Annotated in this window: 25 protein-coding genes; 13 read left to right on the forward strand and 12 right to left on the reverse strand. The window is 74.3% G+C overall.

The features are described from left to right. The first annotated feature begins 536 nt into the window (after positions 1-536). The gene (locus J3473_RS18600) at positions 537-1,601 is read left to right on the forward strand and encodes a CoA ester lyase (protein WP_207025304.1); all 1,065 of its coding nucleotides are present in this window, start codon (positions 537-539) and stop codon (positions 1,599-1,601) included. Next, positions 1,598-2,461 (forward strand): CoA ester lyase, encoded by an 864-nt coding sequence (locus J3473_RS18605; protein ID WP_207025305.1) that lies wholly within the window; start codon positions 1,598-1,600, stop codon positions 2,459-2,461. The genes J3473_RS18600 and J3473_RS18605 overlap by 4 nt, the downstream gene beginning before the upstream one ends. A gap of 21 nt (positions 2,462-2,482) precedes the next feature. On the opposite strand, the gene J3473_RS18610 is transcribed toward J3473_RS18605, so the two are convergent. From J3473_RS18610 to J3473_RS18625, 4 genes are read right to left on the reverse strand one after another with little or no spacing between them, the layout of a single operon-like run. Then, the gene (locus tag J3473_RS18610) at positions 2,483-3,511 is read right to left on the reverse strand and encodes a saccharopine dehydrogenase (protein ID WP_207025306.1); all 1,029 of its coding nucleotides are present in this window, start codon (positions 3,509-3,511) and stop codon (positions 2,483-2,485) included. Between the two features lie 5 nt (positions 3,512-3,516). Further along, the gene (locus J3473_RS18615; RefSeq protein ID WP_207025307.1) at positions 3,517-4,557 is read right to left on the reverse strand and encodes a Gfo/Idh/MocA family protein; all 1,041 of its coding nucleotides are present in this window, start codon (positions 4,555-4,557) and stop codon (positions 3,517-3,519) included. Between the two features lie 9 nt (positions 4,558-4,566). Further along, positions 4,567-5,361 (reverse strand): alpha/beta hydrolase family protein, encoded by a 795-nt coding sequence (locus tag J3473_RS18620; RefSeq protein ID WP_207025308.1) that lies wholly within the window; start codon positions 5,359-5,361, stop codon positions 4,567-4,569. A 33-nt stretch (positions 5,362-5,394) separates the two neighbouring features. Beyond that, positions 5,395-6,240 (reverse strand): serine protein kinase RIO, encoded by an 846-nt coding sequence (locus J3473_RS18625; RefSeq protein ID WP_207025352.1) that lies wholly within the window; start codon positions 6,238-6,240, stop codon positions 5,395-5,397. A gap of 292 nt (positions 6,241-6,532) precedes the next feature. Between J3473_RS18625 and J3473_RS18630 the strand changes: the two genes are divergently transcribed. The 3 genes from J3473_RS18630 (at position 6,533) to J3473_RS18640 (ending at position 9,166) form a co-directional block, all read left to right on the forward strand. Further along, positions 6,533-7,732, forward strand: coding sequence for an acyl-CoA dehydrogenase family protein (locus J3473_RS18630; protein ID WP_207025309.1), 1,200 nt, complete (start codon positions 6,533-6,535; stop codon positions 7,730-7,732). Between the two features lie 70 nt (positions 7,733-7,802). Beyond that, the gene (locus J3473_RS18635) at positions 7,803-8,390 is read left to right on the forward strand and encodes a general stress protein (RefSeq protein ID WP_051750731.1); all 588 of its coding nucleotides are present in this window, start codon (positions 7,803-7,805) and stop codon (positions 8,388-8,390) included. A gap of 32 nt (positions 8,391-8,422) precedes the next feature. Next, entirely contained in the window at positions 8,423-9,166 is a 744-nt protein-coding gene (locus tag J3473_RS18640) for a PIG-L deacetylase family protein (RefSeq protein WP_207025310.1), read from the forward strand. Between the two features lie 13 nt (positions 9,167-9,179). On the opposite strand, the gene J3473_RS18645 is transcribed toward J3473_RS18640, so the two are convergent. After that, the gene (locus tag J3473_RS18645; protein WP_207025311.1) at positions 9,180-10,670 is read right to left on the reverse strand and encodes an aminopeptidase P family protein; all 1,491 of its coding nucleotides are present in this window, start codon (positions 10,668-10,670) and stop codon (positions 9,180-9,182) included. An 86-nt stretch (positions 10,671-10,756) separates the two neighbouring features. Between J3473_RS18645 and J3473_RS18650 the strand changes: the two genes are divergently transcribed. After that, positions 10,757-11,830 carry a DUF2332 domain-containing protein gene (locus J3473_RS18650; RefSeq protein ID WP_242525963.1) on the forward strand — a complete coding sequence of 358 codons (1,074 nt, stop codon included), beginning with the start codon at positions 10,757-10,759 and terminating at the stop codon, positions 11,828-11,830. Then, on the forward strand, positions 11,827-13,371 hold the full coding sequence (locus tag J3473_RS18655) for a class I adenylate-forming enzyme family protein (protein ID WP_207025312.1): 1,545 nt from the start codon (positions 11,827-11,829) through the stop codon (positions 13,369-13,371). The genes J3473_RS18650 and J3473_RS18655 overlap by 4 nt, the downstream gene beginning before the upstream one ends. An 8-nt stretch (positions 13,372-13,379) precedes the next feature. Here the strand turns inward: J3473_RS18655 and glpK are convergent, their stop codons facing one another. Further along, on the reverse strand, positions 13,380-14,891 hold the full coding sequence (gene glpK / locus J3473_RS18660; RefSeq protein ID WP_207025313.1) for a glycerol kinase GlpK: 1,512 nt from the start codon (positions 14,889-14,891) through the stop codon (positions 13,380-13,382). 380 nt (positions 14,892-15,271) lie between these two features. Between glpK and J3473_RS18665 the strand changes: the two genes are divergently transcribed. Next, positions 15,272-15,754, forward strand: coding sequence for an endonuclease domain-containing protein (locus J3473_RS18665; protein ID WP_207025314.1), 483 nt, complete (start codon positions 15,272-15,274; stop codon positions 15,752-15,754). A gap of 160 nt (positions 15,755-15,914) precedes the next feature. After that, on the forward strand, positions 15,915-16,418 hold the full coding sequence (locus J3473_RS18670; RefSeq protein ID WP_207025315.1) for a MaoC family dehydratase: 504 nt from the start codon (positions 15,915-15,917) through the stop codon (positions 16,416-16,418). 4 nt (positions 16,419-16,422) lie between these two features. Here the strand turns inward: J3473_RS18670 and J3473_RS18675 are convergent, their stop codons facing one another. Both J3473_RS18675 and J3473_RS18680 read right to left on the reverse strand, forming a co-directional pair. Then, positions 16,423-17,541: a hypothetical protein gene (locus tag J3473_RS18675; protein ID WP_207025316.1), complete on the reverse strand. Its 1,119-nt coding sequence runs from the start codon at positions 17,539-17,541 to the stop codon at positions 16,423-16,425. Continuing rightward, positions 17,538-18,044 (reverse strand): SigE family RNA polymerase sigma factor, encoded by a 507-nt coding sequence (locus tag J3473_RS18680; protein ID WP_207025317.1) that lies wholly within the window; start codon positions 18,042-18,044, stop codon positions 17,538-17,540. Before J3473_RS18680 ends, J3473_RS18675 begins: the two co-directional genes overlap by 4 nt. A gap of 97 nt (positions 18,045-18,141) precedes the next feature. Here J3473_RS18680 and J3473_RS18685 point away from each other — a divergent pair, with 97 nt between their 5' ends. Beyond that, entirely contained in the window at positions 18,142-18,987 is an 846-nt protein-coding gene (locus J3473_RS18685) for a PHP domain-containing protein (protein WP_207025318.1), read from the forward strand. Next, positions 18,984-19,607 (forward strand): MarC family protein, encoded by a 624-nt coding sequence (locus J3473_RS18690; protein ID WP_207025319.1) that lies wholly within the window; start codon positions 18,984-18,986, stop codon positions 19,605-19,607. The genes J3473_RS18685 and J3473_RS18690 overlap by 4 nt, the downstream gene beginning before the upstream one ends. Positions 19,608-19,630: 23 nt before the next feature. Here J3473_RS18690 and J3473_RS18695 read toward each other — a convergent pair whose 3' ends face one another. Further along, positions 19,631-21,019: a HAMP domain-containing sensor histidine kinase gene (locus J3473_RS18695; protein ID WP_242525964.1), complete on the reverse strand. Its 1,389-nt coding sequence runs from the start codon at positions 21,017-21,019 to the stop codon at positions 19,631-19,633. After that, a complete protein-coding gene (locus J3473_RS18700; protein WP_207025320.1) occupies positions 21,016-21,681 on the reverse strand; it encodes a response regulator transcription factor in 666 nt (221 codons plus the stop codon). The genes J3473_RS18695 and J3473_RS18700 overlap by 4 nt, the downstream gene beginning before the upstream one ends. 143 nt (positions 21,682-21,824) lie before the next feature. Between J3473_RS18700 and J3473_RS18705 the strand changes: the two genes are divergently transcribed. Further along, positions 21,825-22,406, forward strand: a complete 582-nt coding sequence (locus J3473_RS18705; protein WP_207025321.1) for a hypothetical protein — start codon at positions 21,825-21,827, stop codon at positions 22,404-22,406. Between the two features lie 73 nt (positions 22,407-22,479). Continuing rightward, complete coding sequence (purU, locus tag J3473_RS18710; protein WP_207025322.1) at positions 22,480-23,331, forward strand: formyltetrahydrofolate deformylase; 852 nt, start codon at positions 22,480-22,482, stop codon at positions 23,329-23,331. A gap of 21 nt (positions 23,332-23,352) precedes the next feature. Here purU and J3473_RS18715 read toward each other — a convergent pair whose 3' ends face one another. Further along, entirely contained in the window at positions 23,353-23,523 is a 171-nt protein-coding gene (locus J3473_RS18715) for a hypothetical protein (RefSeq protein WP_157577715.1), read from the reverse strand. Between the two features lie 44 nt (positions 23,524-23,567). Further along, a complete protein-coding gene (locus J3473_RS18720; RefSeq protein ID WP_030529585.1) occupies positions 23,568-24,017 on the reverse strand; it encodes a hypothetical protein in 450 nt (149 codons plus the stop codon). Between the last annotated feature and the right edge of the window lie 60 nt (positions 24,018-24,077).

Consider the following 24,077-nt stretch of genomic DNA (forward strand, 5'->3'; position numbering starts at 1 on the left):
GCAAGGCCGGTGGCGACCCCGCCTCGACCCGGACGGCACCGTCACCTGGCACGGCCCCGACGGTGCCACCCGCACCACCGAACCCCAGCACCGCATCACCGGCTGACCACAGCCTCGGACTGCCGACGTCCACCCTCTCGCCCCACGGGGCGGCGTACAGAAATCGACGCTTTCGTCACTTCGTGTCCGGCTCGATGTCGGCACGAGCGGCGTCGCTGGGTGCGCCTGCCGGGCCGCCCTGTCCTCGTCCTGCCGTCCCGATCTCGTCCTGCCGCCCCGATCTCGTCCTGCCGCCCTGTCATGACACCCCGGCGCGGTGAGACGACCCCGGCACCGCGAGCCCGCCCCGACCTCGTCCGGCCGTCCCGACCTCGTCCTGCTGCCCCGATCTCGTCCTGCCGGCCCCGTGTGGCGCCCGGCGGGGCGAGGAGTCCCGCCGCGGCGTGGGTCACACCGTGACGTGGCTCATGCGGAGGGGGCCCGGCCCGCTGCTAGCGTCCGACGCGACCGTGCACCCCGCCTCGGAAGGCTCGACGATGCGCAGCGCCAAGGACTTCTTCGCCCCCCTCGCCGTGGGGGCGCCGACGCCGCTCCGGGAGGTGCCCGCCCGGCCCAGCCGGATGATCCACTTCTTCGACCCGAGCAACCCGAAGATGGCCGCGAAGGTGCCCGACATGGTCGGCACCGTCGACGTGCTCCTCGGCAACCTCGAGGACGCGGTCAAGGCCGAGAACAAGGAGGCCGCTCGCCAGGGGCTCGTCGACATCGCGCGGGCCACCGACTTCGGGGAGCACACCCAGCTCTGGACGCGCGTCAACGCCCTCGACAGCCCGTGGGCGCTCGACGACCTGACCACGCTCGTCACCGAGATCGGCGACCGGCTCGACGTCGTGATGGTCCCCAAGGTCCAGGGCCCGGAGGACATCCACTACGTCGACCGGCTCCTCGCGCAGCTCGAGGCCAAGGCCGGCGTCACGCGCCCGATCCTCGTCCACGCCATCCTCGAGACGGCCCGCGGCATGGCGAACGTCGAGGCCATCGCCGGCGCGAGCCCGCGGATGCAGGGCATCAGCCTCGGCCCGGCCGACCTCGCCGCCGACCGCCGGATGAAGACGACGCGGGTCGGCGGCGGCCACCCCGGCTACCTCGTGCGCCAGGACCCGGTCGACGGCGACGTCGACGGCGCCCGGTCGGTCTTCCAGCAGGACCTGTGGCACTACACGATCGCCCGGATGGTCGACGCCTGCGCGATGCACGGGATCTTCCCGTACTACGGCCCGTTCGGGGACATCAAGGACGTCGTCGCCTGCGAGGACCAGTTCCGCAACGCCTTCCTCCTCGGCTGCGTCGGCACGTGGAGCCTGCACCCGGTGCAGATCGCCATCGCCAAGAAGGTCTTCAGCCCGTCGGCCGACGACGTCGCGCACGCGCGCCGGGTGCGGGCCGCGATGGGTGACGGTACGGGCGCGGTGATGCTCGACGGGAAGATGGAGGACGACGCGAGCCTCAAGCAGTGCCTCGTCATCCTCGAGCTCGCGGACCGCCTGTCCGCCAACGACCCCGAGCTCGCCGAGCTCTACGCCGAGGGGAGCGACGCATGAGCGAGGCCTACCGCCCGCGCCGCTCCGTGCTCTACATGCCGAGCAGCAACGAGCGCGCGCTCGAGAAGGCGAAGACGCTCCCGGTCGACGGCCTGATCCTCGACCTCGAGGACGCCGTCGGCCCGGACGACAAGCCGCAGGCCCGCGAGAACGCCTGCGCGGCAGCGGCGTCCGGCGACTACGGACACCGCGAGGTGACCATCCGCGTCAACGGCCTCGGCACCGAGTGGCACGACGCCGACCTCGAGGCTGCTTGTGCCGCAGGCCCGGACGGCATCGTCGTGCCGAAGGTCGGCTCAGCACAGGAGGTCCGCGACCTCGTCGCCGCGATGGAGCGCCACGGCGCACCGGACCACACGCGCCTCTGGGCGATGGTGGAGACCCCCGGCGCCGTCCTCGACGCCCGCGAGATCGCCGCCGCGTCGGACCGGCTCGCCGTCCTCGTGCTCGGCACCAACGACCTCGTCAAGGAGCTGCAGGCGCGGTTCGTCCCCGGACGAGCGCCCCTGCTCACCGCGCTCTCGACGGTCCTCCTGGCGGCCCGCGCCGCGGGCGTGGCCGTCCTCGACGGTGTGTACAACGACGTCAAGGACACCGAGGGCCTCGAGGCCGAGTGCCGGCAGGGCCGCGACCTGGGGTTCGACGGCAAGACGCTCATCCACCCCGGGCAGGTCGGCCCGTGCAACGCCGCGTTCGCCCCGAGCGCCGAGGAGGTCGAGGACGCCCGCGGGCTGCTCGACGCCTGGGAGGCCGGCGCCGGCCGCGGCGTCGTCACGTACCGCGGCCGGATGGTCGAGAACCTCCACGTCGAGGTCGCCCGGCGCGTCCTCGCGGTCGACGAGGTCGTCCGCTCGCGCTGACGCCGAGCGGCCACCCCGGCCTCAGGCGGTGCGGACCGTCTGGGCGTCGCGGTAGGCGGCCGCCGCCGCGGCCCACGGCCCGCGGCGCCCGGCGAGCGACGGGACGAGCGGGACGAGGTCGGCCGAGAAGGCCACGCTCGCCTCACGCGGCAGGAGCGAGGGCAGGTTGTCGACGGCGATGACGTCGAGCGCCGGGGTGTCGGCGACCCGGCGCGCCGGCTCCTCCCAGGACGTGATCGAGGTGTTGACCGGGACGAGGTTGTGCTCGGAGGTGACGTCGCACGTGACGTCGGCGACGACGTGCAGCGCGCGGTCGGCGTCGAGGTCCTCGGGCCGGACGAACGCCTCCTGCGGCGTCGTCGAGAGCACGCAGTTGACGAGCAGCTCGTGCTCGAGGATCGCCTGGTGGTCGAGCTCGCGGGTGTCCTCGCGGTCCCAGCCGTCGAGGACGGTGCCGGCGGCCACGAGCGCGTCGAGGGCACCGATGCCGCTGCGGCCCTGGGCGCCGATGACGAGCGCCGACATCCCGTCGGCGCCGGCTGAGCGCACGAGGGCGTCGAGCTCGGCCTTCTCCATCGGGTGCAGCGGCTCGAGCCGGCCCCGGGCCGCGAGGACGCCGAGCGAGGCGCCGACGTAGCCCGCCCAGTAGCCGAAGGCGATGACGCGCCTGCCGTCGACGGTCAGGTACTCGAGGTCGAGCAGCGTGCCCCCGCCGGCGGTGAAGCGGCGCAGCAGCGCGCCGGCCCCCTCCTGACCCTTGTAGGCGTGCCCGAAGAAGATGTGGGTGTGTCGCAGCTCGGTCGGGGCGTCCGGGAGCTCCTTGATGCCGAGCACGTACGCGTCGTCGGGGGCGTCGACCCACGACCCGGCCGGCGCGACCTCGCAGCCACCGGTGCGGTAGGCCTCGATGCCGAAGACGCGCTGCGGCGACTCCTCGACGGTGACCCGGACGCCGTCCGCGACGAGGCGCGCCGCGTCGTGGGGGACGAGCGGGGCGCGGCGCTCGGTGGAGCGGGTCTCGTGGCGCAGCCACAGGTGCGGGGACGACATGGGGCTCATTCTCCCGGGTAGACGACGCCGAGCTGGTGGCGGACCTCGTCCATGACCCCCATGGCCCGCCGGGTGGCCTCCCACGGCACCGACCAGGTCTCGCTGCGACCCTCGGTGACGGCGCGGGCGACCTCGGCCGCTTCGTAGCGGAAGCCGTGGTCGGGGTGCTCGGGCTCGAAGGTGTCGACGAGGGTTCCCTCGGGGTCGAGCAGCCGCACGGTGCTCGCCGCGCCGTAGAAGTGACCGGGGCCGGTCAGCTCCAGGCGCCCGGCCGCGCCCGCGACGAGGGCGGCGCACGGCGTCGCGGCCGCCATCGTCGAGGTCATCCGGGCGAGCGTCGACCCCTTGACCGCGCTGATGCCGACGGTGACGTCGACCCCCTCGGGGCTCAGCGTCCCCCGGGCCGCGACGGTGCCGAGCTCGCCGAGGACGTGGTCGGCGAAATGGACCGGGTAGACGCCGAGGTCGAGGAGCGACCCGCCGGCGAGCTCGGGGTCCCAGAGCCGACGGGGACCGTCCGGCCACAGGTGCTGGCCGTGGTCGGCCTGGACGAGCACGACCTCGCCGAGCGTGCCGGCCTCGATGGTGCGGCGGACGACGTCGTACTGGGGCAGGTAGCGGCTCCACATCGCCTCCGCGGCGAGCAGGCCCCCGGCCTCGGCGGCGGCGAGCACCTCGTCGGTCTCCTCGCGGTTGCGGGTGAAGGCCTTCTCGACGAGGACGTGCTTGCCGGCGTGCAGGGCCATCAGGGCGTGCGCGTGGTGCTCGCTGTGCGGGCTCGCGACGTAGACCGCCTCGACGCCCGGGTCGGCCACGAGCTCCTCGTACGAGCCGTACGCGCTCGCGACGTCGTGCCGCTGCGCGAACTCCTGCGCCCGCTCGGCCGACCGGGACCCGACGGCCACGACGCTGGAGCGGGTGCCCTCGCGGACGGCGTCGGCGAAGACGTGGGCGATGCCACCCGGGCCGATGACACCCCAGCGCAGCGGGGGCGCCTCGAGCGGGTCGGGGGTCGTCGGCGGGGCGAGGGAGAGCGGCGACGGCATGGGTGAACCCTAGGCGCTCGCACCCCCGTCGAGCACCGAGCGGATCCAGCGCAGCTGCGGACCGCCGTGGTCGCGCCAGTAGTCACCGGTGTGCCCGCCGTCGTCGATGGTCACGCGCGCCGACGGAAGGACCTGCCCGAAGGCCCGGTTCGCTGCGGCGAAGGGGTCCTCGCGCCCGCAGGCCATGCGTACGGGGATGCGCCCGAGGACCCGGCAGCGGGCCGCGGCGAAGACGTCGTGCTGCTCGAAGTCCTCGCGGTCGTCGAAGGCGCCGGGGGCCGACGCGCCCGGCGAGGTCCACAGCGCCGCGCTCATCGGCGCGACGGCCGCGACGCGCTCCGGCCCGAGCTCGCCGGCCAGGAGCAGCGAGCCGTAGCCGCCCATCGACCAGCCGAGGAACGCGACCCGGTCGGTCGCGCCGTACTCCTCGGCGACGAGGGGGAGGAAGTCGTCGGTGACCATCGCGCCGGAGTCCGTGCCGTCGTCGCGCCGGTGCCAGTACCCGTTGCCGCCGTCCACCGCCGCCACCGCGAGCCCCGTGGCGGCGACGTGGTCGTCGAGGTGGAGGAGGTCGAGGGCCTGCTCGCCGTGCCCGCCCTTGCCGTGGAGGACGACGACGGGGGCGCGCAGCACCGACCGGTCGTGCGGCATCGCGAGGACCCACGGGAGGTCGCGCCCCGGCACGTGGCGCGAGCGCAGGGTGCCGCGGCGGACCTCGACGCCACCGGCCGAGCAGCCCGCCAGCGCCAGCGCCGCGGCCGACACGGCCCCGGCCACGACCTGGCGGCGGGGCGGGCTGGGCACGACGTCAGGCTAGGGCGGGGGCAGTGGGAGGTGTCAGAACCGCGCCGTCGCCTCCGCGACGAGGTCGCCGACGAGCTCGCCCGCGTCGACCTCGAGCCCGCGCCGGGCGAACCACGTGACCATCGTCGTCGCGTCGCGCTCGAGGAACTCGAAGCCCTGCGGGTTGCCGATGACGTCGACGACCTGCGGCCAGTCGATGAGCACGAGGCGCTCGTCGTGGACGAGGACGTTGTACGGGCTGAGGTCGCCGTGCGTCCAGCCGTGGTGGGCGAGCGTGAGCATCACCGACCGCAGCTGCTCGTAGAGGTCGCGCAGCAGCGCGGGCTCGGGGCGCGTCTGGACCAGGCGCGGCGCCGCGACCGGCGTCGGGCCGTCGGTGCTGCCGACGAACTCCATGAGCATCTCGGACTCGTCGAGCTGGACGGGGTAGGGCACCGGCAGGCCGAGCTCCCAGAGGGAGCCGAGCGCGGCGAACTCGGCGGCCGCCCACTGCCCGGCGATGACCTGCTTGCCGAAGTCGGTGCGCCGGGCCATCGCGCGCGCCTCGCGGCTCTTGCGGACCCGGCGTCCCTCGAGGTAGCCGGCGTCGCGGTGGAAGAGGCGGTGGTCGCCGCTGCGGTAGCGCTTGGCGGCCATCGTCGAGACGGTGCCGGAGCCCGGGACCCAGCGGCGGACGACGTGGACGTCCGCCTCCTTGCCGGTCTTGAGGACGCCGAGGTCGGCGTCGACGGCGCCGAGCGCGGTGACGACCCAGCCCGGGCGGGGCTTCGGCCCGTGGGTCGCGCCGTCCCAGGAGGACCAGCGCTCGCCCTCGGGCGGGGCGTCAGGGGAGGTGTCGGTGGAGAGGGCTGCCTGCTTCTGCGGCAGGTGGAACGGCATGTGTGCCAACGGAGTGCTCCTGTGCGAGGAAGGGGATCGGGGCCGGGGTGCGGCCCGGGACAGTCGTGGACATGTCGGCCTCCTTCGTCGTGCGGGAGCACGCGGGGTGCGCGCTCGGACCCCAGCGTGCGGCAGCCGTCCCCGACGGCGCCACTCCTTTTCCCGCGCGGCCGGGGCGTGGGCGGCGTCACACGGTGGGGGGACTCACAGTCGACGGGCGTTCCGGGGCGCTGCTGCCGAAGGCACACTGATCCGCGACACCACCGACCCACGCGAAGGCGGCGATCCGCGCATGTCCCGACTCCAGACCACCGACGGTCTCACCGAGGAGCAGCACGAGCTCATCAAGCTGGTCCGCGAGTTCGTCGACGAGCAGATCCTCCCCGTGGCCACCGAGCTGGAGCACAAGGACGAGTACCCGACGCAGATCGTCGAGGGCATGAAGGAGATGGGGATCTTCGGGCTGATGATCCCCGAGGAGTACGGCGGCCTCGGCGAGAGCCTGCTCACCTACGCGCTCGTCGTCGAGGAGATCGCCCGCGGCTGGATGAGCGTCAGCGGCATCATCAACACCCACTTCATCGTCGCGTACATGCTGCTCCAGCACGGCACCGAGGAGCAGAAGCAGCGCTACCTGCCGCGGATGGCGACCGGCGAGGTGCGCGGGGCGTTCTCGATGAGCGAGCCGGGCCTCGGCTCGGACGTCGCGGCCATCCGCACCAAGGCGGTCCGGGGCGAGGACGGCGGCTGGACCATCGACGGCCAGAAGATGTGGCTGACCAACGGCGGCTCGAGCAACCTCGTCGCGGTGCTCGTCAGGACCGACCTCGGGGAGTCCACGAGCCCGTACAAGAACATGACGACCTTCCTCGTCGAGAAGGAGTCCGGCTTCGGCGAGACCGCGCAGGGCGTCACGGTGCCCGGCAAGATCGACAAGATGGGCTACAAGGGCGTCGACACGACCGAGCTCGTCTTCCAGGGCCACCGCACGACCGACGCGCAGGTCCTCGGCGGGGTCCCGGGCCGGGGCTTCTACCAGATGATGGACGGCGTCGAGGTGGGCCGCGTCAACGTCGCCGCCCGGGCCTGCGGCCTCTCGCGGCGGGCGTTCGAGCTCGGCATCGCCTACAGCCAGCAGCGCGAGACGTTCGGCAAGAAGATCGCCGAGCACCAGGGCATCCTCTTCCGCCTCGCCGACATGGCGACCAAGGTCGAGGCGAGCCACCAGATGATGGTCAAGGCCGCGCGGCTCAAGGACGCCGGCCAGCGCAACGACCTCGAGGCGGGCATGGCCAAGTACCTCGCCGCCGAGAACTGCGCCGACGTCGTCGAGCAGTCCTTCCGCATCCACGGCGGCTACGGCTACTCCAAGGAGTACGAGATCGAGCGCCTCTACCGCGAGGCGCCGATGCTGCTCATCGGCGAGGGCACGGCCGAGATCCAGAAGATGATCATCGGCCGCCGCCTCCTCGAGGACTACAAGGCGCGCTGACCCTCGGCACCGGCGGTTCCGCCCAGCAGGCGTCCAGCCCGCGTCCAGCGGGCGGTGACACACTGGGGACATGAGCACCCAGCCGATGCGCCCGGGCCTGCGCGCCGCCCTGTCGCTGGAGTACCCGATGAGCCTCGGGGTCCACGACACCTACGAGGAGGCGCAGAAGGCCGTCGACTACCTGTCCGACCACGAGTTCCCGGTCCAGGACGTGATGATCGTCGGCACCGACCTCAAGCAGATCGAGCGCGTCACGGGCCGGCTCACCCAGGGCCGCGTCATCGGCGCCGGCGCCCTGTCGGGCATGTGGCTCGGCCTGTTCGTCGGGACGATCTTCGCGGTCTTCGACCCGAGCGGCTTCAACATCGTCTCGATCATCTCGACGGTCCTCTTCGGTGCCGTCTTCGGGATGGTGTGGGCCTGGTTCGGCTACCGGCTGACCCGTGGCCAGCGCGACTTCACCTCGGTCAGCCAGGTCGTCGCCGCCAAGTACGAGGTCCTCGTCGAGCACCGCCACGTGACCCGCGGCCGCGAGCTGCTCGCCCAGATGGACCCGATGAAGGCCGCGCAGGAGCAGGTGCGCCAGGCGCAGGAGGCCGAGCGGGCCCGGCTCGCGACCGAGCACCCCGCGCAGCCGCAGCAGCCGCCGCAGGCCTGACGCGGCGGGTCGGGCGCGCGTAGCCTCGGCCCATGGCCGACGACCGTCCCGACCTATTGCCCCTCGAGGGTCCCTTCCGCTCCGTCCTCTGCGTCGTGGCGCACCCGGACGACATCGAGTACGGCACGGCCGCGGCCGTGCACCGCTGGGTGGGCGAGGGGGCGCACGTCGCGTACTTCCTCCTGACCCGCGGCGAGGCCGGCATCGACACGATGTCGCCCGAGGAGGCCGGTCCGGTGAGGGAGGCCGAGGAGCGCGAGAGCGCCCGCCGGGTCGGGGTCGACGTCGTCGAGTTCGCCGGCCGGGCCGACGGCGCCATCGAGGCCGGGGTGCCGCTGCGGCGTGAGATCGCCGCGGCCATCCGGCGGCACCGGCCCGACCTCGTCGTCGGCCAGACCTGGGCGGAGTTCTTCGGGCCGAACATGGTCAACCAGGCCGACCACCGCGCGGTCGGGCTCGCGACGCTCGACGCCGTGGCCGACGCCGGCAACCGGTGGCTGCACCGCGACCTGCTCGACGAGGGCCTCGAGCCGTGGGCCGGCGTGAAGGTCGTCGCCGTCGCGGGGTCGCCCTCGCCGACGCACGCCGTCGACGTGTCGGGCGAGCACTTCGAGGCGTCCGTGCACTCGCTCGAGGCGCACGCGGCCTACAACGCGGCGCTGCCCGACGACTTCCCGTCCCCGCGCGAGCTGCTCCAGATGATCCTCGGCGGCGGGGGAGAGGCGGCCGGCGTCGAGCACGCGTGGACCGCGCAGGTCGTCATCGACCGACGCTGAGCCGGGGACCGGGTCAACGGCCCTGGACGCGCCTGACCCAGGCCTCGACGTCCGCCGAGCTGCGCGGCATCGCGTCCGACAGGTTCTCGCAGCCGTCCTCGGTGACGAGCACGTCGTCCTCGATGCGCACGCCGATGCCGCGGAAGCGCTCGGGCGCCTTGAGGTCGTCGGCCTTGAAGTAGAGGCCGGGCTCGACGGTGAGGACCATCCCAGGACGCAGCTCGGCGTCCATGTACTCCTCGCGGGTCGCGAGGGCGCAGTCGTGGACGTCGAGGCCGAGGTGGTGCGAGGTGCCGTGCACCATCCAGCGGCGGTGGTACTGGCCGTGCTCCTTGTCGAGGCTGTCCTCGACCGAGACGCCCTCGGGGAGCAGGCCCCAGGCGTGCAGGTGCTCGGCGATGACGCGGATGGCCGCGGCGTGGACGTCGGAGAACTTGTTGCCCGGCTTGACGGCGGCGATGCCCGCCTGCTGCGCGGCGTACACGGCGTCGTAGATCTCGCGCTGGGCGTCGGTGTAGGTGCCGTCGACGGGGAGGGTGCGGGTGATGTCGGCGGTGTAGAGGCTGTCGACCTCGACGCCGGCGTCGATGAGCACGAGCTCGCCGGCGGTGACCTCGCCGGTGTTCTTGATCCAGTGCAGCGTGTTCGCGTGGTCGCCGGCGGCGCAGATGGAGTCGTAGCCGACCCCGTTGCCGCGGTGGCGGGCGGTCAGCCCGAAGGTGCCCTCGAGCCGGCGCTCGCCGCGGGGGTCGCCGACGGCGTCGGGGAGCGCGGCGATCATCGCCTCGAAGCCCGCGTGGGTGGCCGCGACCGCCTCGCGCATCTGCTCGACCTCGTAGTCGTCCTTGCACAGGCGCATGAGGGAGACCTCGTGGGCGAGGGCGTCGTCGGACTCCTGCAGGCCCTCCTCGGCGGCGCCGTTCGCGACGCGGGCGGCGTCGAGGCGGGCGGTCAGCTCGTGGTCGGCGTCGCGGACGACGCGCACGGTGACCTCGCCGGCGTCCTTGGCGACGGCGTCGACGAGACCGTCGACGTGCCGCGCGGTGAGGCCGAGCTCGAGCTCGACGTCCTCGAGGGTCGGCCGGGCGCCGACCCAGAACTCGCCGTAGCGGGCGTCGGCGAAGAACTCGTCGCTGTCGCGGTCGGCGAGCGGGCGGAAGTACAGGACCGCCTCGTGGCCGCCGTCCTCGAGCGGCTCGAGGACGAGCACGGCGTCCGGCTCGCGGTCGGCCCCGAGGCCGGTGAGGTAGGCGAAGGCGGTGTGCGGGCGGAAGACGTAGTCGGTGTCGTTGCTGCGGACCTTGAGCCCGCCCGCGGGGACGACCAGCCGCTGCTTCGGGTAGGCCGCGCTCAGCACGGCGCGGCGCGCGGCGGCCGGGGCCGCGGCGGGCGAGGGGCCCGTGACGGTCGGGCGACGCGGCGCCCAGTCCTCGCGGATGAACGCCCGCAGCTCGTCGGTGGTCGCCCGGGCGCGGTTGTCGGCCTGCTTCTGCTCCTCGCTCACCCACCCCATGCTGCCACGGCCGCCCGACCGCCCGACCCGTGGCGCAGCGTTTGCGGCGTCGGAGCGCACGTTGCGACACTCTGCCGGTGACAGCAGAGCAGGCGGCGCACGGCCACGGGACCGGCGCCGGACAGACCCTGGCGGACCGGTTCCGCGAGCACTTCGGCCACCGTGACCACCTCTACGGGGTGCTCCTCGCCGAGATGGCCGACGACTGGGAGGACGAGGGCGTCACCCGCGAGATCTTCGAGGGCTGGGAGCACTCGGAGGCGCGCCAGTTCGTCCAGCTGCGCCTGCTCGCCGGGCTCTTCCGCATCGTCCTGCGCGGCGACGCCCCGCAGCTCGTGCCCTTCTACCCGGTGCTCGGCGGCGACGCCGACCCCGAGGAGGCGTGGGCGGCCGTCCGGCCGGTGCTCGCGGCGCACGTCGTCGAGCTGAGGGACAGCCTCGACGACGCGCCGCAGACCAACGAGCCCGGTCGGGCCGTGGCGCTGCTCGTCGGCATCTCGGAGGCCGTGCGGCGGACCGGCCTGCGCAACGTCCGGCTGCTCGAGCTCGGGGCGTCGGCGGGGATGGGTCTGCAGGTCGACCGGTACCGGTTCGAGGGCGACGGCTGGAGCGCGGGCCCCGAGGACGCCCCCCTCGTCATCGACGCCTGTGGCGCAGCGGGGTTCGACCCGCAGCCGTTCGAGGTCGTCGAGCGGCGGGGGTGCGACCTCGCGCCGGTCGACGTCTCGACGGAGGAGGGAGAGGCGTACATGCGCTCCTTCGTCTGGCCGTGGATGCTCGACCGCCACCTGCGGTTCGACGGGGCCCTCGAGGTGATGCGCCGGCACCCGGTCACCGTCGACGCCGCGCCGGCCGGGGCGTGGCTCGCCGAGCAGCTGGCCGCCGCCCCGGCGGAGGGGGTGCTGACGGTCGTGTGGCACTCGGTGACCCGGGTCTACTGGGCGGTCGAGGAGGCCCGGGCGGTGGAGTCCGCCATGGTGGACGCCCGGGGCCGCATGCCGCTCGCCCACGTGTCGATGGAGACCCCGTGGGCGGTCTGGGAGTCGGCCGTCGCAAGGCCCCTGCCGCGGATGCCGCGCATCGAGCTCGACGGGGTCCTCCTCGGCACCTGCGACCACCACGGGCCCCCGGTGCAGCTCGAGCGTCGATGACGCCGCGGCTGCCGCCCGTCAACCTCGCCCGCGCGTGCCTCGGCCCGGCGGCGCACCGGCCGGCCGACGGGCTCGGGCTCGTCGTCACGCACGACCTCGACGACCCGTCGGCGGGCGAGGAGCGGTGGACGTGGGGGGAGCTGGCCGACGCCGTGCGCGCCGTCGCGGCGGGGCTGCTGGGCAGCGGGATCCGGCCGGGGGAGCGGCTCGTCCTGCGGCTCGGCGACACGAGCGACTTCGCGCTCGCGTTCTTCGGGGCGGTGGCGGCGGGTGTCGTGCCCGTGCCGACCTCGGACCAGCTGACGGCCGAGGAGGTCGCGTTCGTCGCGGCCGACTGCGGCGCGGTCGCGCTCGCGGTGGCGCCGGGCCTCGAGGTGTCCACCGGGCTGCCGGTGGTGGGGCCGGAGGACCTCGGTCGGTGGCGGGCCGGTGGCGCTCGGGCGGACTGGGCGTCGACGGCGGCCGACGACCCCGCGTTCCTCGTCTACACGTCGGGGACGACCGGCCGGCCCAAGGGCGTGCTGCACGCGCACCGGTCGGTGCTCGGCCGGCGGCCCATGTACGACGGGTGGCTCGGCATCGGCCCGGGGGACGTCGTGCTCCACGCCGGGTCGTTCACGTGGACCTACACGCTCGGGGTGGGGCTGACGGACCCGTGGGCGGTCGGCGCCACGGCGGTCGTCCACAGCGGACGTCGCGACCCTGCAGCGTGGCCTCGCCTCGTGGAGCACTGCGCGGCAACGGTGTTCGCGGCGGTCCCGGGCGTCTACCGGCAGCTGCTGGCCCGGTGCGCGGGTGATCCGCTCGGTGCGCCGGACGGTCCGCTGCGCTCGCTGCGGCACGCCGTCACGGCGGGGGAGGCGCTCACGCCGGCGCTGCTGGAGGAGTGGCGATCACGGACCGGGCTCGAGCTGTTCGAAGCGCTCGGGATGAGCGAGGTCTCGACGTTCGTCTCGTCGGGCCCGTCGACCCCGGTGCGGCCCGGCAGCCCCGGTCGGGCGCAACCTGGTCGGCGCATCGCCGTGCTGCCGGTCGACGGAGGGGAGGAGCCGTTGCCGGTCGGCGAGGCGGGGCTGCTGGCGGTGCGCCGCAGCGACCCGGGGCTGATGCTCGGCTACTGGCAGCGTCCGGACGAGGACGAGTCCGCCTGGCGCGGAGACTGGTTCGTCAGCGGCGACCTCGTCCACGTCGACGCCGACGGCTACGTCCACCACCACGGCCGGGCGGACGACGTGATGACCTCGATGGGGTACCGGGTCTCGCCGCACGAGGTCGAGGCCGTCCTGGCGCGCCACCCCTCCGTCGGCGAGGTCGCGGTGACCGAGGTGGCGGTGCGCGACGGCGTGCGCATCATCACGGCGTTCGTCGTCCCGGCGGCGGACGAGCACCCGGACGAGCAGGTGCTGCTGGCCTTCGCCGCCGAGCACCTGGCCCGCTACAAGTGCCCGCGCGCCGTCCGGGTCGTCGGGCGGCTGCCGCGCACGCCCAACGGCAAGGTCGTGCGACGATCGCTGGCCGGCGGCCCGGAGCCGTTGTCGTAGAGCGACTCTCAGTCGTCGACCCAGTCGAGGGTGCGGTCGACGGCCTTGCGCCACCCGGCGTAGCCGTCGCGCCGCTGCTCGTCGGACCAGGTAGGCTCCCACCGCTCGTCCTCGGCCCAGTTGGCCCGCAGCTCGTCGGTGTCGGCCCAGAACCCGACCGCCAGGCCGGCCGCGTACGCAGCGCCGAGCGCGGTCGTCTCGGCGACCACCGGCTTGCTGACCGGCACCCCGAGGACGTCGGCCTGGAGCTGCATGCACAGCCGGTTCGCGGTGACGCCGCCGTCGACCTTGAGGCACGTCATCTCGACACCGGAGTCCGCGACCATCGCGTCGGCGACGTCGCGCGACTGGTAGCAGATGGCCTCGAGCGTCGCCCGCGCCAGGTGCGCGTTGGTGTTGAAGCGGGACAGGCCGACGATCGCGCCGCGGGCGTCGCTGCGCCAGTAGGGCGCGAACAGGCCGCTGAAGGCCGGCACGAAGTACACGCCGCCGGAGTCCTCGACCTGGGCCGCGAGGCGTTCGACCTCGGAGGCGCCGGAGATGATGCCCAGCTGGTCGCGCAGCCACTGGACGGCGCTGCCGGTCACCGCGATCGAGCCCTCGAGGGCGTACACCGGCTTGGCGTCGCCCAGCTGGTAGGCGACCGTCGTCAGGAGCCCGTTCGTGCTGCGCACGAGCTCCTCGCCGGTGTTGAGCAGGAGGAAGTTGCCCGTCCCGTACGTGTTCTTGGCCTCACCGGGTGCGAAGCACACCTGGCCGACGGTCGCCGCCTGCTGGTCACCGAGCACCCCGGTGATCGGCACCGCGCTCGTGCCGCGCCGGTCGCCCGTGCGCCCGAACGCCTCCGCGTGGCTGCTCGCGCTGATGGTCGGCAGCATCGCGCGGGGGATGCCGAAGAAGCCGAGGAGCTCGTCGTCCCAGTCGAGCGTGGTGAGGTCCATGAGCATCGTGCGGCTGGCGTTCGTCACGTCGGTGACGTGCAGGCCGCCGTCCGGGCCGCCGGTGAGGTTCCAGACGACCCAGGTGTCGGGGGTGCCGAAGAGCGCGTCCCCACGCTCGGCGGCCGCGCGCAGGCCGTCGACGTTCTCGAGCATCCACTGGACCTTGCCGGCGCTGAAGTAGGTGGCGGGCGGCAGCCCGGCCTTCTCGCGGATGACGTCGCCGCGGCCGTCGGCGTCGAGCGCGCGGGCGATCGCGGCCGTGCGGGTGTCCTGCCAGACGATCGCGTTGTGGAACGGGCGGCCGGTGCGCTTGTCCCAGACGATCGCCGTCTCGCGCTGGTTCGTGATGCCGATCGCGGCGAGGTCCCTGGTCGAGAGACCGGAGCTCGTCAGGGCCGAGCCGATGGCGGTCTGGGTGCGGTCCCAGATCTCGAGCGGGTTGTGCTCGACCCATCCGGCGCGGGGGAGGACCTGCTCGTGCTCGAGCTGGTGACGGGCCACCTCGCGCCCGTCGTGGTCGAACACCATGAACCGGGTGCTCGTCGTGCCCTGGTCGACCGCGCCGATGAAGTCCGCCATGACCCGACCCTAGAGCCCCCGACCCTCGACCACCGAGGCTCCGGGCGGGCTTGTCGGCGCCGGGCGGGGTCGTTGTCCCGCCCCGTGCCGACAACCCCGTCCCCGCCGGACCCTGTGGACAAGTCCACGGCTGTGGCGACCGGTTCCAGCACGATCTCGGGATGGACGGTCGACTGACGGCGTTCGCGCTGGCCCGAGGTGGGGTGTTCACCAGCGCGGAGGCGACGGGCCTCGGGGTGGACGCGCTCGGCCGGCGGCCTGCGGGTCCACCCCCGGGAGGACGTCGAGCACGTCGTCGCCGACGGCTACCGGTGCGTCCCCGTCGCGTTCGCCCTCGCGCAGGTCGTCGTCCGGTCGGGCGTGCGTGCGTGCGTGCGGGGATGGTGCCGGTCGACGCCGCGCTGCACTCCGGGCGCATCTCGCGAGAGCAGCTCGGTGAGGCCCTCGGGCGGTTGGCCGGGCGCCCGGCGCAGGTCCTGCGCGCCGAGTCGGTGATGGCTCGGTGCAGCGCCCTCTCCGAGTCGCCGGGCGAGACGCTGACCCGGCTGTTCCTCGTGGACGCCGGGTTCGTGCTGCGGGCGCAGGTGTGGGTCGGGGACGACGACGGTCTCGTCGGTCGGGTCGACCTCCTCGTCGAGGACCGCGTCGTCGTCGAGTTCGACGGGGCCGTGAAGTACGGCGGGGCGGACGGACGTGAGGCGCTGGTCGCCGAGAAGCGCCGGGAGGACCGCCTGCGCGCGCTCGGGTACGCGGTCGTCCGCGTCAGGTGGGCCGACCTGGCGCATCCCGAGCGGGTCGTCGCGCGGGTCCGGCGGGCTCTGGCGGGGTTGTCGGCACGGGGCGTGGCAACAACGGTGTCCTGAGCCGGTTTCCCCGTCACGAAGCAGGGTGGGCCGGTGATGCACCCGCGTCGGGTGCTGGCGGGTCGCTGCGGGGGTGTGGGGAAGGGCACGTCGCGGCGGGCTGCCGCCGGTCGCGGGCTCGCGCGAGGATGTCCGGGACACCGGAGCGAAGGAGATCGACGTGCAGTTCGGGCGCAGCTACGAGGAGTTCGAGGTCGGGGCGACGTACAAGCACTGGCCCGGCAAGACGGTGACCGAGTACGACGACCACCTGTTCTGCCTGCTGACGATGAACCACCACCCACTCCACCTCGACAGCCACTACGCCGAGGAGACGACGCAGTTCGGGAAGAACGTCGTCGTCGGCAACTACGTCTACTCGATCCTCCTCGGGATGTCGGTGCCGGACGTCAGCGGCAAGGCCATCGCCAACCTCGAGATCGAGAGCCTGCGGCACGTCGCGCCGACCTTCCACGGCGACACCCTCTACGGCGAGACGACGGTGCTCGACAAGTGGGAGAGCACGAGCAAGGACGACCGCGGGGTCGTCCACGTCGAGACGATCGGCTACAAGCAGGACGGCACCGTCGTCTGCATCTTCCGGCGCAAGGTGATGGTCCCGAAGCAGTCCTACCTCGACGCCCGCGGCGGCGAGCAGCCCGGCCGCCCGACGCCGCAGTCCTGAGGGATCAGGGCCGCTCGGTGACCGTGCGGCCTCCCTCGTCCCAGGTGATGCTCCGGTAGCCCGGCCCCTCCGGTGCCGCCGGGTAGGAGTAGCGGGTCCACAGCACGGCGAGGTCGGTGCCGGGCACCGGCGCGATCGTCAGCGGGTCCTCGACGACGGTCCCGGCGGCGGGGGTGAAGGTCCCGGCGGTCGTCCCGGCCGGCACGACCGCCGCGAACAGGCCGTCGATGCGGTCTCCCGTGCCCCGGCCGGACCCGAGGAACGGGCGGCCGCTGCTGTTGCGCGAGCCGTCGAGCTCCATCATCGACTGCCCGCCGTCGGCCGAGAAGGTGCCCATCCGGTCGAGGTCCTCGGACACGAAGACAACCGTCCGCTCCGCGTCATCGAGCGTCACGGCGGGCACGACGGCCCCGGTCTCGTCGTGGACCGTCCCGCGACCGTCCCACCAGAGGAGGTGCTGGACCGTGTCGGCGTCGCCGGCCACCTCGAACCGCACGGCGAACGCCTGCCGGCCCGTGCCGGCCAGGGGCGCCCGCGCCGAGGTCGACGCGTGGCCGCCCTCGTCGGACATCGGCGTGACGAGCTGGAACTCCTCCGCCTGCTCCGGGAGCACCCCGACGAGCACGTGCGCGTCCGGGCCGGCGGTGCCCCAGGTCGACGCGAGGGCCGGGACGCCGTCGAGGCTCGAGCCGCCCAGCATCGACGTGCTGCCGTCCGCGCCGACCGCGAGGTACTCGAGGTCCGGCGTGCCGCCGGGCGCGATCCGGACCCCCACCCGCTGGGGGCCCGGGATCGCGAGCGGTTCGCCGTCGGTGCTGCTCGAGAGGTCGGAGAACGGCTCGAGCAGCGCGGTGACGGGGCGCACCGAGGGAGCGCTGGTGCGCGTGGCCGGGACTTCCAGTGCGCGGTCCGACGACCCGTCGAGCGCGGCCCACGAGCCGATCCCGACGACCGTGACGGCGGCGAGCGCGGCGCCGGCCGCGGCCATCCGGCGGCGGCGCACGACGCGGCGGCCGCTGCCGAGGACCTCGGTGGTGTCGATGTCGTGGAACGCGGGGTTCTCGGCCTCGGTGGCGCCGCGCAGCAGCGTGCGCAGCTCGTCCTCGAAGACGTCGTGGCTCATCGGGTGCTCCCGTCGGTCGTGGTGAGCTGGGTGCGCAGGGCGGCGAGCCCGCGCGAGGCGGCGGACTTGACGGAGCCGAGCGAGATGTCGAGCAGGTCGGCGACGGCCTGCTCGCTGAGGTCGGTGTAGTAGCGCAGGACGACGACACGTCGCTGCTGGTCGGGGAGGCCGGCGAGGAGCCGGACGACGAGGTCGCGGTCCTCGCTCGTCGTCGATGCGGACACGGGCGCTTCGGGCACCTCGCCGACGCTGACCTCGCCGCGGCGTCGGCGCCAGGAGTCGGTCCGCTCGTTGACGAGGATCTTGCGCGAGTACGCGAGCGCCCCCTCCGGACGCACCCGCGGCCAGGCGACGTAGGTCTTGACGAGGGCGGCCTGCACGAGGTCGTGGGCCGCGTGGTGGTCGCCGGTGAGGAGCCACGCCGTGCGCAGCAGCGACGGCGACGCCTGCTCGACGAAGGCCGTGAACGCGGCGTCGCGCTCGGCCCTCACCCGTGTGCTCATGGATCCTCCTGATGCTCGGTGTCATCCTCTCTACGGCGGCACCCGGGGAAAGGTTGCCCCGGTCGGGAGGGTCTTCGCTCGCCGATAGCATCTGCGGGTGATCGACCTGCACACGCACTCCACCGCGAGCGACGGCACGCAGCCGCCGGCGCAGGTCGTGGCCTCCGCGGTGGAGGCCGGCCTCACGACGGTCGCGCTGACCGACCACGACACGACCCTCGGATGGACCGGGGCGTCCGAGGCCGCCCGCCGCCTGGGCATCGCGCTCGTGCCCGGCATCGAGGTGTCCTGCGCCCGCGGACGCCGGTCCGTGCACCTGCTGGCGTACCTGCCCGACCCCACGCACCCGGCCCTCGTCGCCGAGCTCGAGCAGGCGCGTGACAGCCGCGAGACCCGCCTGGACCGGATGGTCGACCGGATGGCCGCCGACGGCCTGCCGGTGTCGGTCGAGTCGGTGCGCGCCGAGGTCGAGGAGGGGGCGACCCCCGGGCGGCCGCACATCGCCGACGCCCTCGTCCGGGCCGGCGCCGTCGCCCACCGCGACGAGGCGTTCGCCCACCTGCTCTCCGACCGGGGCCCCTACTACGTCGGCCACTACGCCCCGGACCCCGTGCGGGCCGTCGAGGTCGTCCGGGCGGCCGGCGGGGTGCCGGTGGTCGCGCACCCGCTGTCGGTCACCCGGGCCGGCACGGTCGGGGACGAGCTGCTCGAGGAGATGGTCGCCGCCGGGATGGCCGGCATCGAGGCGCACCACCGCGACCACGACCCCGACGCGGTGCGCCACCTCGTCGACCTCGCCGCGTCCCTCGATGTCCTCGTCACGGGCTCCAGCGACTACCACGGGGACGGCAAGCGGAACCGCCTCGGCGAGCGCACGACGACGCCCGAGGTGCTCGAGCGGATCGAGGCGCTGGCCACCGGGGCCGAGGTGGTCCGGCCGTGAGCTGGTTCGACGTCTCCGCCTTCACGACGACGTTCGTCACCCTCGTCGTCATCCTCGACCCGCCCGGCGCCATCCCGATCTTCCTCGCGCTGACCGGCCCGCTCACCAAGGAGCAGAAGGTCTCGGCGGCCCGCCGCGCGAGCCTCGTGGCGCTCGGCGTCATCGCGTCGTTCGCGGTCTTCGGCCAGCGGATCCTCGACTACCTGCACATCTCGCTGCCCGCGCTGCAGGCGTCCGGCGGGCTGCTGCTCCTCATCGTCGCGCTCCAGCTGCTGACCGGCGCCGAGTCCGAGCAGCACGCCGACGCCGGGGTCAACGTCGCCCTCGTGCCGCTCGGCACCCCGCTGCTCGCGGGCCCCGGCGCCATCGTCGCGACGATGCTCGCCGTGCAGAACGCCGACGGCACCGGCGGGGTGGTGGCCGTCGCGGTGGCGCTCGTCGCCGCGCTCGGGCTGGTCTTCGTCGTCTTCCGGTTCGCGACCCCGCTGGCCCGGCTCCTCAAGGACAGCGGCATCGTCCTGCTCACCCGCATCGCCGGCCTGCTGCTCTCGGCCATCGCCGTGCAGATGGTCGCCGACGCCGTCATCGCCTTCGTCCAGGGGGCCGGCGCCGCCCACTGAGCCCCGTCGAGGCGGCCCGGGCATCAGGGCAGGGTCAGCTCGAAGGCCGCGCCGGTGCCGGTTTCGAGCAGGCGCAGCTCCCCGCCGTGTGCCCGGGCCAGCCCGCGCGCGATCGGCAGCCCGAGGCCCGCGCCGCCGCGGTCGCGGGAGCGGGCCTCGTCGAGGCGGACGAGCCGCTCGAAGATGCGCTCGCGGTCCGCGCGCGGTACGCCCGGCCCGTCGTCGGCGACGACGACGCGCCCGCCGGGGCCGACGTCGAGGTGCACGCGGCCGTCGGGGCCGGCCGCGCGCCGGGCGTTGTCGACGAGGTTGGTGAGGACCTGCGTGACGCGGTCGGGGTCGGCCTCGACGAGCGCCGGCCCGTGCGCGGTGCCGACGGTGACCGCCGCGCCCGGCCGCCCTGCCGCGGAGGCGGCCACGTCCTCGGCGAGGTCGTGGAGGTCGACCGGTCGTCGCTCGAGCTCGACCCCGCGGTCGATCCGGGCCATGAGCAGGAGGTCGTCGGCGAGGCGCCCGGCGCGCTGCGACTCGCGGACGACCCCGGCGAGCAGGCGCTCCTGCTCCTCGCGCTCCGGCCGCCCGAGCAGCAGCGCCTCGGCGGAGGCCTGCACCCCCGCGAGGGGGGTCCGCAGCTCGTGCGCCGCCTCGAGCACGAAGTCGCGCACCCGCGCCTCGGCGGCGACGGCGCGGCCCTCGGCGCCCTCGACGGCGTCGAGCATCTCGTCGAAGGCGCCGGCCATCCGGCCCAGCTCGGTCTGGGGGCGGTCCGGCCGCAGGCGGCGCCCGCGGTCGCCGGCCGCGATGGAGCGCGCCGTCGTCGTCATCGTGTCGAGGGGGCGCAGGAGCCGGCCGGTGAGCAGCGCGACGAGCAGCGCGGCCACGAGCAGCACGCCGAGCGACGAGAGCGCGAGCACCCAGCGCACCTGGGTGAGGGTCTGCTGCAGGCCGCCGGAGTCGGTCGTCAGCAGCAGCTCGCCGACGGGCAGCCGGCGCTCGACGCTGTAGACGTCGCCGCTGCGGACGACGGCGTCGGGGGCGGCCGGGCCGGGCCTGGGCCGCGGCCCGCCGGGGGAGGGCGTGGTGGACGGCGCGGCGCCCTGCGGGCCGGCCGTCAGGACCTCGCCGTCGGACGTCGTCAGCCGCACCGAGACGCCCTCGCCGCCGATGCGGTCGACGAGGTCCTGCGCCGACACCTGGTCCGCGAGGGCCTGGGCCACCGCGACCCGGTCGAGGAGGCGCTGCTCGAGCTGCCCCTGGGTGCGGGAGGTGAGGACCCGGTCGACGGTGACGGACAGGACGAGCAGCAGCACGACGAGCAGGCCCATGACCGCCGCGACGACGCGCCAGCGCAGCGAGCCCGTGGGCAGCGGCGCGTCGGCCCGCTCGGCCTCGGCCGGCGGAGGGCCGCTCACGCGCGCACCACGTAGCCGATGCCGCGGACCGTGTGCACGAGCCGGTCGCCGTGCGCCTCGAGCTTCTTGCGCAAAGCCGAGACGTGGACCTGGACGAGGTTCTCGGCGACGTCCTCGTAGCCCCACACCTGGGTGAGGATCTGCGTCGTCGACATCGTCCGGCCGCGGTTCTCGACGAGGAAGCCCAGCAGGCGCAGCTCGGTCGCCGTCAGGTCGATGCGGTGGCCGGCGCGGGTGACGACGGCGCCGTCGAGGTCGACGACGAGGTCACCCACCTCGACCGTCGAGGGCACCCGGCCGAGCCGGCGCAGGAGGGCGCGGAGGCGGGCGAGCAGCTCCGCCATCGCGAATGGCTTCGTCACGTAGTCGTCGACGCCGGAGTCGAACCCGCGCAGCCGCGAGGACACCCCGTCGCGGGCGGTGAGCATGACCACCCCGACGTCGCCGAACCGCCGCACGACCCGCGCGAGGGTCGGGCCGTCGCGGCCGGGGAGCATCCAGTCGAGGACGACGAGGTCGGGGCGGAAGGCCTCGAGGTGGTCCTCGAGCGACGCGCCGTCCGGACGGGCCGCGACCTCGTACCCCTCGTCGCGCAGCGCCACGGCGACGGCGTCGCGGATGGCGTCGTCGTCCTCGACGAGCAGGATGCGTGCGGTGGCCATGGCTCCAGTCTGGGTCGCCGGCCTCAAGGTTTCCTCAAAGTGCGCGCACCGGTCCCCGGCTTGAGGCTCGCTTGAGGATGCGTCCGCAGGCTCGATGTCGACGGCCCGCCACCGGGGTGGGCCCCGCACCGAGGAGTCCGCCCGTGGACGACAACCTGTACCGCAACCAGCCCGACCGCGACCCGCAGTGGTGGGACACGCACGAGATGGCGGCCCTGCCGTCGTCGGCCGCTCCCGTCGCCGAGGCGCCCGTCCGGCGCACCCGCACCCGGTTCACCGTCGCCGCCGGCGTGGCCGCGGCCGCGCTCATCGGCGGCGGGATGTGGATGGGCGCGGCGTACGCCGACGGCCCGTCGACCCCGGCGAGCACGACCGCCCCGTCCGTGACCGTGCCCTCGACCGACGGCTCCGGGACGACGGGTGACGGGTCCGGCGCGACGGGCGACGGTTCGACCGCCCCGTCCGACGGCACGACCGGGACGGCCTGCGGCTGCGCGACGCCCCCCGCGCCGCCGGCCGACGGCCAGGCCCCGACCCCGCCGAAGGCCGGCGAGGCCCCGACCCCGCCGAAGGAGGGTGCTGCTCCCGCCGCGCCCGAGGACGGCGCTGCCCCGGCGGCGCCGAAGGAGGGTGCTGCTCCGGCCGCCCCCGCCCCGCCCACCGGTGGCGCGGACTGCGCGCCGGCCCCCGCCCCCTCGGCGGCGCCGTCGACGTCGGGCAGCTGACCCCACCCGGCACCGGCACCCGGCCCGGCGGACGCGCACGCGCCGCCGGGCCGGACCTCCGTACGGTGGACCCGTGCCCGAGTACGTCCTGCTCCTGTCCTGCCCCGACCGACCCGGCATCGTCGCGGCGGTCACGACCCTGCTCTTCGAGCACGGTGGCAACATCGAGGAGAGCCAGCAGTTCGACGACGTGCGCACCGACCAGTTCTTCCTGCGCATCCGGTGGTCCGTGGCGGGGGAGGACCCCGGCGTCGAGCGCTGGCAGGAGCTGCTGGCCCCCGTCGCCGAGCGCTTCGCGATGCAGTGGTCGCTGCGCGACGCGCACACGCCGACCCGTGCGCTGCTCATGGTCAGCCGCTTCGGGCACTGCCTCAACGACCTGCTCTTCCGGTGGCGCAGCGGGCAGCTCAACCTCGACGTGCCGGCCGTGGTCTCCAACCACCGCGACCTCGAGCCGCTCGTCGCCTCCTACGGCATCCCGTTCGTCCACGTGCCGGTGACCGCCGACACCAAGGCCGAGGCCGAGGCGCGGCTGCGCGAGGTCGTCGCCGAGCACGACGTCGACCTCGTCGTCCTCGCCCGCTACATGCAGGTCCTCTCGGACTCGCTGGCGCGCGACCTCGAGGGGCGGGTCATCAACATCCACCACTCGTTCCTTCCCTCGTTCAAGGGCGCGAAGCCCTACCACCAGGCGCACGAGAGGGGGGTCAAGCTCGTCGGGGCGACCGCGCACTACGTGACGCCGGACCTCGACGAGGGGCCGATCATCGAGCAGGACGTCGTGCGCGCCGACCACCGGATGACGCCCGAGGCGCTCGTCCGGGCCGGCGAGGAGGTCGAGTCGCGGGTGCTCGCCCGGGCCGTCCGGTGGCACTGCGAGTCGCGCATCCTCCTCAACGGGACGCGGACGGTCGTCTTCGACTGACCTGTCGGGCCGCCCTGCGGCTCAGGGCGTGCGGTGCCGCGCGACGCCGAGGTGCGGCAGGTGCGCCGCCGCCGGCCGCGGGATGCGCGGAAGGTGCAGCTGCCGGGGCGGGGCCTCGCGGCGGGCGAGCTGCTCGGCGGTCCAGTCGGACGGAGTGACGGCGCGGGCGATGCCCGGGGTGATGGTCCTCATGCGGTGAGGAGCACCGGGTGGGCCGCGGTGATACGGGCGTGTCCTCAGCCGCGCGAGGAGTCCTCCGGGGTGGCGGCGTGGCCGGCGCGGCCCGCGGTGCGGCGGTCCTCCTTCATCTCCGCCTCGAAGACGTGCCGGCGGCCCTCCATCAGCTCCTCGCGGGCGCGCCGCTCGTGCTCGCGGAAGGTCGCGTAGTACCCGTCGTCGTACTCCTCGACGACCTGGAAGGACCAGCGTCCGGCGAGGACGTTCCGGCCCACGAGGTCGGTCTCGACGCGGTCGGCGAGCTCGGTGTGGCCGGCGTCGCGCAGCGCGTCGACCGCCTCGCCGAGGGTGAGGTCGGCCGTCCCGCAGCGGCGGTGGAAGGCGTAGAGGTGCCCGCGGGCCTCCTCGACGACCTCGAGGGCCTCCGAGAGCTTGCCGAGGGCGGCGACGGTGGCGTCGCTCGTGCCGGCGGGTCGGGTGTGCGCGTCGTCGACGGAGTCGTGGGCCATGGTCCGACGCTACGGGCGCGGCCCTGTGGAAAACCCTACGGCGCTCGCGTGGGTTTCGGC

It is taken from the genome of Phycicoccus sp. DTK01 (assembly GCF_017312765.1).
Taxonomy (GTDB): Bacteria; Actinomycetota; Actinomycetes; order Actinomycetales; family Dermatophilaceae; genus Phycicoccus; species Phycicoccus jejuensis.